At 69.2% G+C, this 13,419-nt stretch carries 11 protein-coding genes; 8 read left to right on the top strand and 3 right to left on the bottom strand.

Annotation, left to right across the window (positions count from 1 at the left end; all coding sequences use genetic code 11):
* Window positions 1–13: 13 nt before the first annotated feature.
* Complete coding sequence (locus tag ABT147_RS11465) at window positions 14–1,801, bottom strand: ABC transporter substrate-binding protein (protein ID WP_351404408.1); 1,788 nt, start codon at window positions 1,799–1,801, stop codon at window positions 14–16.
* Between the two features lie 76 nt (window positions 1,802–1,877).
* Entirely contained in the window at window positions 1,878–2,879 is a 1,002-nt protein-coding gene (locus tag ABT147_RS11460; RefSeq protein ID WP_351404406.1) for an ABC transporter permease, read from the bottom strand.
* Window positions 2,880–3,299: 420 nt separating this feature from the next.
* Here ABT147_RS11460 and ABT147_RS11455 point away from each other — a divergent pair, with 420 nt between their 5' ends.
* Genes ABT147_RS11455 through ABT147_RS11435 form a run of 5 tightly spaced genes read left to right on the top strand, consistent with a single transcriptional unit; the run spans window position 3,300 to window position 9,021 of the window.
* Window positions 3,300–4,946, top strand: coding sequence for a peptide ABC transporter substrate-binding protein (locus tag ABT147_RS11455; protein WP_351404404.1), 1,647 nt, complete (start codon window positions 3,300–3,302; stop codon window positions 4,944–4,946).
* A 50-nt stretch (window positions 4,947–4,996) separates the two neighbouring features.
* Window positions 4,997–5,920: an ABC transporter permease gene (locus tag ABT147_RS11450; protein ID WP_351404401.1), complete on the top strand. Its 924-nt coding sequence runs from the start codon at window positions 4,997–4,999 to the stop codon at window positions 5,918–5,920.
* Window positions 5,913–6,926 (top strand): ABC transporter permease, encoded by a 1,014-nt coding sequence (locus ABT147_RS11445; protein ID WP_351404399.1) that lies wholly within the window; start codon window positions 5,913–5,915, stop codon window positions 6,924–6,926. Before ABT147_RS11450 ends, ABT147_RS11445 begins: the two co-directional genes overlap by 8 nt.
* Before the next feature lie 9 nt (window positions 6,927–6,935).
* On the top strand, window positions 6,936–7,955 hold the full coding sequence (locus ABT147_RS11440; protein ID WP_351404396.1) for an ABC transporter ATP-binding protein: 1,020 nt from the start codon (window positions 6,936–6,938) through the stop codon (window positions 7,953–7,955).
* On the top strand, window positions 7,912–9,021 hold the full coding sequence (locus tag ABT147_RS11435; protein ID WP_351404394.1) for an ABC transporter ATP-binding protein: 1,110 nt from the start codon (window positions 7,912–7,914) through the stop codon (window positions 9,019–9,021). Before ABT147_RS11440 ends, ABT147_RS11435 begins: the two co-directional genes overlap by 44 nt.
* 161 nt (window positions 9,022–9,182) lie before the next feature.
* Here the strand turns inward: ABT147_RS11435 and ABT147_RS11430 are convergent, their stop codons facing one another.
* Entirely contained in the window at window positions 9,183–11,306 is a 2,124-nt protein-coding gene (locus ABT147_RS11430) for a prolyl oligopeptidase family serine peptidase (RefSeq protein WP_351404392.1), read from the bottom strand.
* Window positions 11,307–11,530: 224 nt separating this feature from the next.
* On the opposite strand from ABT147_RS11430, the gene ABT147_RS11425 reads away from it, so the two are divergent.
* The 3 genes from ABT147_RS11425 (at window position 11,531) to ABT147_RS11415 (ending at window position 13,300) form a co-directional block, all read left to right on the top strand.
* Entirely contained in the window at window positions 11,531–11,725 is a 195-nt protein-coding gene (locus ABT147_RS11425; protein ID WP_005480627.1) for a hypothetical protein, read from the top strand.
* A gap of 128 nt (window positions 11,726–11,853) precedes the next feature.
* Window positions 11,854–12,804, top strand: coding sequence for an N-acetyl-1-D-myo-inositol-2-amino-2-deoxy-alpha-D-glucopyranoside deacetylase (gene mshB / locus ABT147_RS11420; RefSeq protein ID WP_351404389.1), 951 nt, complete (start codon window positions 11,854–11,856; stop codon window positions 12,802–12,804).
* A gap of 64 nt (window positions 12,805–12,868) precedes the next feature.
* Complete coding sequence (locus ABT147_RS11415) at window positions 12,869–13,300, top strand: DUF6113 family protein (protein ID WP_351404387.1); 432 nt, start codon at window positions 12,869–12,871, stop codon at window positions 13,298–13,300.
* Window positions 13,301–13,419 lie beyond the last annotated feature (119 nt).

The following is a 13,419-nucleotide window of genomic DNA, read 5'->3' as shown; positions in this document are numbered from 1 at the left end:
GTCCCGGGCCGGCTCAGGCCTTGGCGTACAGCTTGTGGATGATGAACGCCGAGAACAGCGGGTCGAATTCGGCGCCGCCCACCTTGGAGCCGTACAGGTAGTAGCGCCGCTGGTAGGTCTCCGGGATGATCGGCGCCTCCTTGGCCATGATCTCCTTGTCCAGCGCCGCCCAGGCCGCGTTCTCCTTCGCGGTGTCCGTGATGGCCGCGTCCTTCTTGATCGCCGCGTTGACCCAGCCGACGTTCAGCTGCGAGACGTTGGGGGCGTTGTCGGCGATGGTGGTGCCGTCGAAGAGCGGCTGGAGGAGGGTGTAGGCGGCGGGCCAGTCCGGGGACCAGCCGTACCACATCACGTCGAACTGGTTGTCGATCTGGCCGACCTGGTCGTAGTAGCTCGTGGACTCCACCGGCTTGACCACCGGGTCGAAGCCGGCTTCCTTCAGGGCGTTGGCGATGACGACCTTGGTCTTCTCGTAGGCGTCGTTGCCGCCCTGCGGATAGGTGTAGACGATCTTCTGGCCGAGCTTGCCGGCCTCCTTCAGCAGGGACTTCGCCTTCGCCGTGTCGCCCCGCGGGTTCTTCAGCTTGCCGTAGACGTCGAACTTCTCCCGGCCCGCGATGTCCGGGCTGAGGATGGTGGTCGCGTAGTCGCCGGCCGACGGGCCGCCGTAGATGGAGCGGATCTGCTCCAGCGGCCAGGCGTGGTTGAGGGCCTGGCGGACCCGGACGTCCTTGATGCGGCGGCAGTTGATGGCGTAGTAGTACAGGCCCGTCAGCAGGCCGTCGATCGTGCGGGGCGTGAGGGTGCTGTCGCTGATCACCTTCTGGATGCGCTCGGCCGGCACCCCGCTGTAGGCCATGACGGCGTACTGGTCGGTCCCGGAGTCGGCGATCAGCCGGTCGGTGGCCTGGAGGGCCTCGGGGCCGAACTCGAAGACGACGGAGTCCGGGTAGGCGTTGCGGATCGGGTCCGACTTCGGGTCCCAGTGGGTGTTGCGCACCAGGGTCAGGGACTTGTCGACGGAGTGCTGCCTGATCCGGTACGGGCCGCAGGAGACGGGGTCCTTGTCGTACTTCTCCTTGCTGTCGTGCGCGACCGGCACGGCACCGTAGGAGTGCATCGCCAGCGCCCAGTCGAGGTCGGGGCGGGCCGTCTTCAGGTGGAAGGTGATGGTCTTCTTCGCGGTGTCCGTGACCACGGAGGAGAGGTGCTTGCCGCCGTAAGGGCCCTTGTAGACGGACCGGAAGTCGTTCGAGCCGGTCAGCCAGGTCTGGACGTAGGTGGCGCCCTCGGTGGTGAAGCTCGCGAAGCCGCGCTCGATGCCGTGGCGTACGTCGTCGACGGTCAGCTCGCTGCCGTCCTCCCACTTCAGCCCGTCCTTGAGGGTGAACGTCCAGGTCCTGCCCCCGTCGGACATGGTGCCGGTGTCGGTGGCGAGGTCGCCGACGAGCTTCATCGAGCCGTCGGAGGCGATCTTGTAGCCGGTGAGGCAGCGGACGTAGAGGTTCGCGACCGTGGAGTTCCAGGCGAAGTAGATTCGCTGCGGGTCCAGATGGGAGAAGTCGTCCGGGCCGATCGGGCGGATGGTGCCGCCCTTGCGCGCGCCCGGGACCTCCGGCGCGGGGCCGGTGGAGTCGGCCGCGGTGCCCACCGCGACCTTGGAGTACCTGGCGGCGGAGCCGGAGGCCGCGCCGCCCGCCGTACCGCCCCCGCCTCCGCTGCTGCACGCGCTGAGGACCAGGGAGCCGCCGGCCGTCGCGACGGAGCCTGCGATGACGAAGTTTCTGCGGGAGATCGACATGGGTGTCCTGCCTGAATCAGGGAGAAGGGGAGGGGCCCGCTTCGGGGGGAGGGGGAGCCCTTGGTGGGAAAGGGGCTCAGCGTCTGGTCTTCGGGTCCAGCGCGTCGCGGACCGAGTCGCCGAGGAGGTTGAAGGCGATCACGAAGACGACCATCGAGAGGCCGGGGAAGAGCATGTACGTGATGTCGCTCTGGTAGACCTGCGCGCCGCGCTGGATCATCACGCCCCAGTCGGGCGTGGGGTCGCTGAGGCCGACGCCGAGGAAGGCGAGGGCCGCCTCCGTGGTGACGTACATGGGCAGCGCGAGGGTCGCCTGGATGAGGACCGGCGTCCACAGGTTCGGCAGCAGCTCCCGGAACACGATCCGGGCGGGGGAGGCGCCGGTGACCTTGGCCGCCTCCACGAACTCCCGTTCCCGCAGGGCCAGTACCTCGCCGCGCAGCAGCCGGGCGATGGGCGCCCAGCCGAACGCCGTCATCACCGAGATCAGGCTCACCACCGTCAGCCAGGTCGGGGTGTTCTCGTCGGGCGGGACCAGGATCGAGATCATCACCGGCCACATGGCGATGAAGAAGAGCGTGGAGGGGAAGGCCAGCAGGATGTCGACGATCCGGCCCACGAGGCTGTCGATCCGGCCGCCGAGATAGCCCGCCGTCACGCCGACGACGATGCCGAGCGCCGTGACCAGCAGGGTCGTCACCGTGGCGATCAGCAGGGAGTTGCGGATGCCGTAGAGGAGGAGGGTGAAGACGTCCCGGCCGAGCTGCGGTTCGACGCCGAACCAGAAGTCGCCGCTCACGCCGCCGTTCGGCGCGACCGGGAAACCGAACTGGTTGAGCAGGCCCGGCTGGTTCTGGCCGTACGTCGTGTACGGGTCCTTGCCGTAGACCTTCGCGATCAGCGGGGCGGCGATCGCGGCGGCGAAGAACAGCAGCACGATGTACGCCGACACGGTGCCGGCGCGGTCCCTGCGGAAGCGGCGCCAGGCGATACGGCCGGGTGAGCTGGTGGCGCCGGTTCGGGGCGGGGTGGATGCCGTCTCGAAGGGGGCGGCGGTGAGTGTTGGCGTGGTCCCCATGACGTGACCCTTCAACCGGCTCCGGCGGTGGGTCAATGCGTTCGCGGGGGCTTTGACCAAGGGGAGGGGGATTGCCGACCCCGCCCTTACTGGGGCGAACCCTTCTCTTACCGGCTCTTCGGGATTTTGGGATGTGCGGAGGGTTCGGGTGGGTTCGGTGCGTCGGCGGGTGCGGGTCCGGTGGGGCTTCTCGCGCAGTTCCCCGCGCCCCTAAGGATTCAGGCCCCTGCGGGCCTGAAAAGCATGGGGCGCGGCCCCGGCTTTTCAGGGGCGCGGGGAACTGCGCGACCAGCCCCCACCGGACCCGCACCCGAACACGAACCCCATACGGCCCCCAAGATGCGCGCTACGAGCAATATGCCCCGATATTGTCCGATAACAAGCACAGCGCACACCCGCGCACGTACGAGGAGGCACCCCATGCGTGGAGCCACGCACGCCCGATGGATCGCCGGCGCGGCGGCGGTCGCTCTCGCCGCGACCGCCTGTGGGGGCGGGGACGACGACAACGGCGGCGGCAGCGGCAGCGCGAACGGCGGCGCGGTGCTCAGCTCCTCATGGGGAGATCCGCAGAACCCGCTGGAGCCGGCCAACACCAACGAGGTGCAGGGCGGCAAGGTGCTCGACATGATCTTCCGCGGGCTGAAGCGGTACGACCCCAAGACCGGTGAGGCGAAGGACATGCTCGCCGAGGAGATCGAGACGACCGACTCGCAGAACTTCACCATCACCATCAAGGACGACTGGACCTTCAGCAACGGCGAGAAGGTCACCGCCAAGTCCTTCGTGGACGCCTGGAACTACGGGGCGAGCCTGAAGAACAACCAGAAGAACGCGTACTTCTTCGAGTACATCGAGGGCTACGACAAGACGCACCCCGACGACGGAAGCAAGCAGACCGCCGACACCCTCTCCGGGCTGAAGGTCGTGGACACGGACACCTTCACCGTCAAGCTCACCCAGAAGTTCTCGACCTTCCCCGACACCCTCGGCTACAACGCGTTCGCCCCGCTGCCGCAGTCGTTCTTCACCGACCACGACGCCTGGCTGGCCAAGCCCGTCGGCAACGGCCCGTACGCCGTCGACTCGTACACCAAGGGCTCCCAGCTGTCGGTGCGGAAATGGGACGACTACCCGGGTGACGACAAGGCGCAGAACGGTGGCGTGGACCTCAAGGTCTACACCGACAACAACACCGCCTACACCGACCTGATGGCCGGCAACCTCGACCTCGTCGACGACGTCCCCGCCGCCCAGCTCAAGAACGTCGAGGCCGACCTCGGCGACCGGTACATCAACACCCCGGCCGGCATCATCCAGACCCTGTCCTTCCCGTTCTACGACGAGGAGTGGGGCAAGGACGGCATGGAGAAGGTCCGCGAGGGGCTGTCCCGGGCCATCGACCGCGACCAGATCACCGACACCATCTTCCAGAAGACCCGCACCCCCGCCACCGACTGGACCTCCCCCGTCCTCGGCGAGGACGGCGGCTACAAGGAGGGCCTGTGCGGTGACGCCTGCGAGTACGACGCGGACGCGGCCAAGCAGCTGATCAAGGAGGGCGGCGGCCTCCCCGGCGGCCAGGTCAAGATCACGTACAACGCGGACACCGGCTCCCACAAGCAGTGGGTCGACGCCGTCTGCAACTCCATCAACAACGCCCTCGACAACGACAAGGCGTGCGTCGGCAACCCGGTCGGCACCTTCGCCGACTACCGCAACCAGATCACCCAGCGGAAGATGAGCGGCCCGTTCCGTGCCGGCTGGCAGATGGACTACCCGCTCATCCAGAACTTCCTGCAGCCGCTGTACTACACCAACGCCTCCTCCAACGACGGCAAGTGGTCCAACGCCGAGTTCGACAAGCTCGTCGACGAGGCCAACGCGGAGGCCGACACGACGAAGGCCGTCCAGACGTTCCAGCAGGCCGAGGAGGTCGTCCGGGACAACATGGCCGCCATCCCGCTCTGGTACCAGAACGGCAGCGCGGGTTACTCGGAGCGCCTCTCCAATGTCTCCCTGAACCCGTTCAGCGTGCCGGTGTACGACCAGATCAAGGTCAGCTGAGCCGACCGGGCGGGCGCTCACGGCGCCCGCCCACTACCCCCGGAGTCCGTATGGGACGGTACGTCGTCCGGCGCCTGCTCCAGATGATCCCGGTCTTCGTGGGCGCCACCCTCCTGATCTTCCTGATGGTGAACGTGATGGGCGACCCCATCGCGGGCCTCTGCGGCGACCGGGAGTGCGATCCGGCGACGGCCGCCCAGCTGCGCCGGGAGTTCGGCCTCGACAAGCCCGTCTGGCAGCAATACCTGACCTACATGGGCAATGTCTTCACCGGCGACTTCGGCACCGCGTTCAACGGGCAGGAGGTCACCGAGCTGATGGCCTCCGCCTTCCCCGTCACCATCCGGCTGACGATCGTCGCGATCCTCTTCGAGATCGTCATCGGCATCACCCTCGGGGTCGTCACCGGGCTGCGGCGCGGGCGGCCCGTCGACACCGGGGCCCTGGTGGTCACCCTGGTCGTCATCTCCGTGCCCACCTTCGTCACCGGTCTGCTGCTCCAGCTGCTGCTGGGCGTCGAGTGGGGCTGGATCCGTCCGTCGGTCTCCTCCGAGGCCCCCTTCGACGAGCTGATCGTGCCGGGGCTGGTCCTCGCCTCCGTCTCCCTCGCCTACGTCACCCGGCTGACCCGGACGTCCATCGCGGAGAACGCCCGTGCCGACTACGTCCGCACCGCCGTCGCCAAGGGCCTGCCCCGGCACCGCGTCATCCGCAAGCACCTGCTGCGGAACTCGCTGATCCCCGTGGTCACCTTCATCGGCACCGACATCGGCGCCCTGATGGGCGGCGCGATCGTCACCGAGCGGATCTTCAACATCCACGGCGTCGGCTACCAGCTCTACCAGGGCATCCTCCGCCAGAACACCCAGACCGTCGTCGGCTTCGTGACCGTCCTCGTCCTGGTGTTCCTGGCCGCCAACCTGATCGTCGACCTCCTCTACGCCGTACTCGACCCGAGGATCCGCTATGCCTGAGCCGCAGCCCCCGGAGCCGCACGTCTCGGGCGGCCAGCGCGCTCCCGAGGACGGGGCGATCGCCGCGACGGGGCTGGACGGCACCATGGACCTGGCCACCACCGAGGGGGAGACCCTGGAGAAGCGCCTCGGCGACCCGGCGGGCGGCGACCCCGCCGACAAGGCCCGCAGCCTCTGGTCCGACGCCTGGCGCGACCTGCGCCGCAACCCCGTCTTCATCATCTCGTCGCTGGTGATCCTCTTCCTGGTCGTCATCTCCCTGTGGCCCTCGCTGATCGCCTCCGGGAACCCGCTCAAGTGCGACCTGTCCAAGGCCCAGGAGGGCGCGCAGCCCGGCCACCCGTTCGGGTACGACGGCCAGGGCTGTGACGTGTACACCCGGACCGTCTACGGGGCCCGTATCTCCATCGCGGTCGGTGTCTGCGCCACGCTCGGGGTCGCGCTCCTCGGGTCGGTGCTCGGCGGGCTCGCGGGGTTCTTCGGCGGGTTCTCGGACTCGATCCTGTCCCGGATCACCGATGTCTTCTTCGCGATCCCGGTGGTGCTCGGCGGCCTGGTGCTGCTGTCCGTGGTCACCAGCAACTCCATCTGGCCGGTGATCGGCTTCATGGTGCTGCTCGGCTGGCCGCAGATCTCCCGCATCGCCCGGGGCTCGGTCATCACCGCCAAACAGAACGACTACGTCCAGGCCGCCCGTGCCCTCGGCGCCTCCAACTCCCGCATGCTGCTGCGCCACATCACCCCGAACGCGGTCGCCCCGGTCATCGTCGTGGCCACCATCGCGCTCGGCACGTACATCGCCCTGGAGGCGACCCTGTCGTACCTGGGCGTCGGGCTGAAGCCCCCGAGCGTCTCCTGGGGCATCGACATCTCCGCCGCGTCCCCGTACATCCGCAACGCCCCGCACGCCCTCCTGTGGCCCTCCGGCGCCCTCGCGATCACCGTCCTGGCGTTCATCATGCTGGGCGACGCCGTGCGCGACGCCCTCGACCCGAAGCTGAGGTGAGGCGTCGTCATGCTGCTCGAAGTGCGTGATCTGCATGTGGAGTTCAAGACGCGGGACGGGGTCGCCAAGGCGGTCAACGGGGTCGACTACGGGGTGGACGAGGGACAGACCCTGGCCGTGCTCGGCGAGTCCGGCTCCGGGAAGTCGGTCACCGCCCAGGCGATCATGGGCATCCTCGACATGCCGCCCGGCAGGATCACCGGCGGCGAGATCCTCTTCAAGGGCCAGGACCTGCTGAAGCTCAAGGAGGAGGAGAGAAGGAGGATCCGGGGCGCCGAGATGGCGATGATCTTCCAGGACGCCCTGTCCTCCCTCAACCCCGTGCTGTCCGTCGGCGACCAGCTCGGCGAGATGTTCGTCGTGCACCGGGGCATGTCGCGCAAGGACGCCCGGACCAAGGCCGTCGAGCTGATGGACCGGGTCCGCATCCCGGCCGCCAAGGAGCGCGTACGGGACTATCCGCACCAGTTCTCCGGCGGTATGCGCCAGCGCATCATGATCGCCATGGCGCTGGCCCTGGAACCCGCGCTGATCATCGCCGACGAACCGACCACCGCGCTGGACGTCACCGTCCAGGCCCAGGTCATGGACCTCCTGGCCGAACTGCAGCGCGAACTGCGCATGGGCCTCGTCCTCATCACCCACGACCTCGGCGTCGTCGCCGACGTCGCCGACCGCATCGCCGTGATGTACGCGGGCCGCATCGTGGAGTCCGCCCCGGTCCACGACATCTACAAGGCCCCGGCCCACCCGTACACCCGGGGCCTCCTCGACTCGATCCCGCGTCTGGACCAGAAGGGCCAGGAGCTGTACGCGATCAAGGGCCTGCCACCCAACCTCCTGCACATCCCGCCCGGCTGCGCCTTCAACCCCCGCTGCCCGATGGCCCGCGACCTGTGCCGGACCGACGTACCCCCGCTGTACGACGTGGAGCCGTCGGACGGGATCCGGATGAGCGCCTGCCACTTCTGGAGGGAGTGCCTCGATGACCACGACGCCCGACTCGACCACGACGGCCCCACCGGCTGAGCCGATCCTGGAGGTCAGCGGCCTGGTCAAGCACTACCCGCTCACCCAGGGCATCCTCTTCAAGAAGCAGGTCGGCGCGGTGAAGGCCGTCGACGGCGTCGACTTCGCCCTGAGCCCCGGGGAGACCCTCGGCATCGTCGGTGAGTCCGGCTGCGGCAAGTCCACGGTCGCCAAGATGCTGGTCCATCTGGAACGGCCCACCGCCGGTTCGATCCGCTACAAGGGCGAGGACATCACCAAGCTCTCCGGCAAGGCCCTCAAGACCGTCCGCCGCAACATCCAGATGGTCTTCCAGGACCCGTACACCTCCCTCAACCCCCGGATGACCGTGGGCGACATCATCGGCGAGCCGTACGACATCCACCCCGAGGTCGCGCCCAAGGGCGACCGCCGGCGCCGGGTGCAGGAACTCCTCGACGTGGTCGGCCTCAACCCCGAGTACATCAACCGCTACCCGCACCAGTTCTCCGGCGGCCAGCGCCAACGCATCGGCATCGCCCGGGGGTTGGCGCTCCGCCCCGAGATCATCGTCGCCGACGAACCCGTCTCCGCCCTCGACGTCTCCGTCCAGGCCCAGGTCATCAACCTGCTGGACCGCCTCCAGGGCGAGTTCGGACTGTCGTACGTCTTCATCGCGCACGACCTGTCGATCGTGCGGCACATCTCCGACCGGGTCGGCGTGATGTACCTCGGGCGGATCGTGGAGATCGGCCGCGACGCCGAGATCTACGACCATCCGACGCATCCCTACACCCAGGCGCTGCTCTCCGCCGTGCCCGTCCCGGACCCCGAGGCCCGTGAGCACCGGGAGCGGATCATCCTCTTCGGCGATGTGCCCTCCCCGACGAACATCCCGTCCGGGTGCCGTTTCCGCACGCGCTGCTGGAAGGCCCAGGAGCGCTGCGCGCTGGAGGTGCCGCTGCTCGCGGTCCCGGCGGAGTTCCGCCTCACGACCGGCCCGGCCGCGCACGACTCGGCCTGCCATTTCGCGGAGGAGAAGCGGGTGGTGCCGCCGGACGAGTCGGCGGACGGGTCGACGGACGATCATGCGGATGGGGTGGAATAGGCGTACAAATGCGCACCAACCGCGTTAACACGCAGGCAACTTCGCTGACGTCGTTCCGATATACGGACACGCGAATCTAAATCACGTACGGCCGTGCGGGTGCCGTAAACGGGCCGGAGCTTCGCCATGTAGCTCCGGCCCGTTGCCGTGCGCGTACCCCTCTAGCCCGGGCCCGGCCCCAGTGAACGCTTCAGGAAGTCCACCTGGAGCAGCAGCAGGTTCTCCGCGACCTGTTCCTGCGGGGTGATGTGGGTGACGCCCGAGAGCGGCAGGACCTCGTGCGGGCGGCCGGCCGCGAGGAGTGCGGAGGACAGGCGCAGGGCGTGGGCGAAGACCACGTTGTCGTCGGCGGTGCCGTGCACGATCATCAGCGGGCGGTGCGGCTCGGCGGGCGCGGACAGCCCCTCGGCCGTGATCAGCGAACTCTTCGCGTACGCCGCCGGAGCCGTCGCCGGATCGCCCAGATACCGCTCGGTGTAGTGCGTGTCGTACAGCCGCCAGTCGGTGACCGGGGCACCCGCGATACCGGCGTGGAAGACGTCCGGACGGCGCAGTACGGCCAGGGCCGCGAGCCAGCCGCCGTACGACCAGCCGCGGATCGCCACCCGGTTCAGGTCCAGCGGATGCGACGTCGCCAGGTCGTGCAGCGCCTCCACCTGGTCGTCCAGGGAGAGCGTGAAGTCGCCGTCGATCTCCTTCTCCCAAGCGGGGGACCGGCCCGGAGTGCCGCGCCCGTCGGCGACCACCACCGCGAACCCCTGATCGGCGAACCACTGCGAGGTGAGGTGCGCGTTGTGCGCGGCGAGCACCCGCGGGCCGTGCGGACCGCCGTAGGGGTCCATGAGAACCGGCAGGGGTGTGACCCCGTCGTAGTCCCTCGGCATAAGCAGGGCGCACGGTACGCGGCGTGCGCCCCCCTGTGTAAACCGCACGCGCGGTGACATACCGGGATCTTCCGCATGAGACGCCACGGTCGCCACTCGCTTGCCGTCCCGTAGCACCTGGACCTGGGCGCCCGCCCTCTCCGGGACCGCCGAGACGAGTACGGTCACGCCCCCGGCGCGTACCGCCGAGTGCACGCCGGGCTCCTGCGAGACGCGCTCCACGCCCAGCTCGTTCACTCGATAGACGTGGATCTCACCGATCTCCGGGGAGGCGGCCCGCTCACCGGCCGACGCGGAGACCAGGACGTCGTCGTCGGACACGTCGAGCACCGCGCGGACGTGCAACTGCGGTCCCGTCAGCGGACGTTCGCCGACCGCCAGTACCCGCGCGCCGCCCTCGTCCGCGACACGCACGAGCCGCCCCGACGGACTCCACGCGGGCACCCCAGGGAAAAGATCAAGCCAATGTGGATCTTCGTCGGCGTGCACCATCCGGGTCGCCCCCGAGTCCGGGTCCACGGCCAGGAACAGCTGGCTGCGCTGGTCCCGCGCCTGGACCAGGATCAGCGGCGCACCCGCCGCTGACCAGTGCACATGCGCCAGATACGGATAGCGCGCCCGGTCCCACACGACCTCCGTGGGGGTCCCGGAGAGGTCGATCACGAAGAGCCGTACGTCCGCGTTGGCGGTCCCCGCCGCCGGATACGCCACCCGCTGCGGGTCCCTTTCCGGCTGCGCGGGGTCCGAGATCCACCAGCGGCGCACCGGCGTGTCGTCCACGCGCGCCACCAGCAGGCGGTCCGAGTCGGGCGACCACCAGAAACCACGTGAACGGCCCATCTCCTCGGCCGCGATGAACTCCGCCAGACCGTGGGTGACGTTCTTCGGCCCCTCCTCGGTGAGCGCCAGATCCTCGCCGCCCTCCGCCTCGACGACCCGCAGTCCGCCCCGGGCCACGTACGCGATGTACCGGCCGTCGGGGGAGGGGCGGGGGTCGATCACCGGCCCGGGGACCGCCAGTTCACGTGCCGTGCCGGCCCGCAGCTCGGCCATGAACAGCCGCCCTGACAAGGCGAAAGAGGCCAGTTCCACGGCCGCGTCGGTGGCGTAGCCGACGATCCCGGCGCCGCCCTCGCGCAGGCGTTCACGGCGCGCGCGCTCCTCGGCCGACAACTCCTCCACGGAACCGGCGAGCAGTTCGCCCGGATCGGCCGCCAGCCGCTCGTCACCGTCCCGGAGGTCCAGGACCCACAGCTTGCCGGCCCGCTCGGAGCCGGACGAAGACCGCAGAAACACCACACGCGAACCGTCCGGGGCGACGGAGAACGCCCGCGGCGCGCCGAGGGTGAAACGTTGCGTCCGGGCGTGTCGTCGGGGAAAGGACTCGGGCTGGGTCGTCATGGTCCGACCATATTGGCCATGCGCCCCCTTGTGCGGCCGTGCGCCGATCGATGCGCGCGTATGGATAGTTATGATCACTACCGCTGGGTGGGTATGAACCTGCTGGCCGCTGTATGGATTTACAACTGCGTCACCCACGTCACCGGTTGACGACGGTCCCGCCGTCAGCCTTCGACAACTGCTTCGCTCCCCAGGTCCCAGGGAACTTTTGGAGGTGAGCCGCCGTGGCACTCTCGATTTCGGCGGTGGTGCTGCTGGCGATCATCGTCTTCATCCTGATCAAGAAGTCAGGGTTGAAGGCACCACACGCGATCATCTGCATCCTGCTCGGCTTCTACCTCGCCTCCTCGACCATCGCGCCGACGATCAGCGAGCTGACGACCAACATCGCGGGCATGATCGGCAGTATCAAGTTCTGACGCCTCCGGCCGCCGGGGTCCGCTCGTAGGGCCCGTCCCACGGGTCCCCGACCCCCGCGGCCCGACCGTTCCTGTGAATGCCCGCGCCCGGCGCGGGCGCGGGCCGGGCGCCTCGTAGGGTGGGCCCCATGACGGATCTGCCCACCCGCCGACTGCTCCTGGTGCACGCGCACCCGGACGACGAGTCGATCAACAACGGCGCGACCATGGCCAGGTACGCGGCCGAGGGAGCGCGGGTGACCCTGGTGACCTGCACCCTCGGTGAGGAGGGCGAGGTCATCCCGCCCCGCCTGGCGCACCTCGCGCCCGACCGTGACGACACGCTGGGCCCGTACCGGGTGGACGAACTGGCCGAGGCCATGAAGGAACTCGGCGTCACCGACCACCGCTTCCTCGGCGGCCCCGGCCGCTACCGCGACTCCGGGATGATGGGCGTCGAGCAGAACGAGCGCCCCGGCGCCTTCTGGTCCGCCGACGTCGACGAGGCCGCCGCCCACCTGGTCGAGGTGATCCGCGAGGTACGCCCCCAGGTCCTCGTCACCTACGACCCCAACGGCGGCTACGGCCACCCCGACCACATCCAGGCCCACCGCGTCGCCATGCGCGCCGCCGGCCTGACCGCCGACCCGGACTTCCGCCCCGACCTGGGCGCCCCCTGGGAGATCGACAAGGTTTACTGGAACCGGGTGCCGCGCGGGGTGCTCCTGGAGGGCTTCGGCCGGCTCCGCCGCGATCTCGCCGAGCCCGGACGGCTGCCGTTCAAGCAGGCCGCGAGCGTCACCGATGTGCCCGGAGTGGTGGACGACCACATCGTCACGACCGAGATCGACGGCACCGGCTTCGCGGCAGCGAAGGCCGCCGCCATGCGCGCGCACGCCACCCAGATCGAGGTCGCCGAGCCGTACTTCGCCCTCTCCAACAAACTCGCACAGCCCCTGCTGACCACCGAGTACTACGAATTGGTACGTGGCAGACGTGAAGGAGGGGGCCGGGAGGACGACTTGTTCGAGGGGATTCCCGGTGTTTCTTTCGAGGAACGGCAGACTTTCGAGGAACGGCAGAACGGAACGGCCCTGTGATGCGTACGCATGTGTATGACAAACGAGTGGTGCGCTCGTCCGGCCGCCGAGAGGCGGGCCGGCGATGAACCAGGCGGACCGTCCCTCGGGCGGGCAAGGCGGCGCGCTCGCCCAGCCGTTGACGTTCCCCCCGGTGGCGCGCGCAGCCGCCCACCTGGGGCTCTTCCTGCTGGGAGCGGTGGTCGGCGTGGCCGGCGGGCTGCTCCAAGCGGCCTGGTTCCCCGGCGGATTGCTGCTCGCGCTGCTGGGCGCGACCGGGCTCTTCCTGGGCGGCGCCCGGGCGACGGGGGGCCGGGCGGGGGCCGTTGCGCCGGCCGCCGGCTGGATGATCTCCGTCGTCCTGTTGACGTCCACCCGGCCGGAGGGAGACTTCCTGTTCGGCGCGGGAGCGGGCTCGTATCTCTTCCTGCTCGGTGGCATGGCTGTGGCTGTGATGTGCGCCACCCTTGGGTGGGGGAGGCAACCGGCCGGGTCCGACGCCCGACTTGGGAAGTGACGTACCACTTCGCCGCGGTACCCAGGTGCGGGTCCCGTGATGGTTTCCCACGCGGTCGTGGGATACGCGCCGGAAGTGGCCAGTATGGTGGTGCGCGCCGCCGAGCCGCCCGCTGAGTT

This window comes from Streptomyces sp. NPDC001868 (assembly GCF_040297125.1).
In the GTDB taxonomy this organism is placed as follows: domain Bacteria; phylum Actinomycetota; class Actinomycetes; order Streptomycetales; family Streptomycetaceae; genus Streptomyces.
This window is presented reverse-complemented; position numbering and strand designations above follow the sequence as displayed.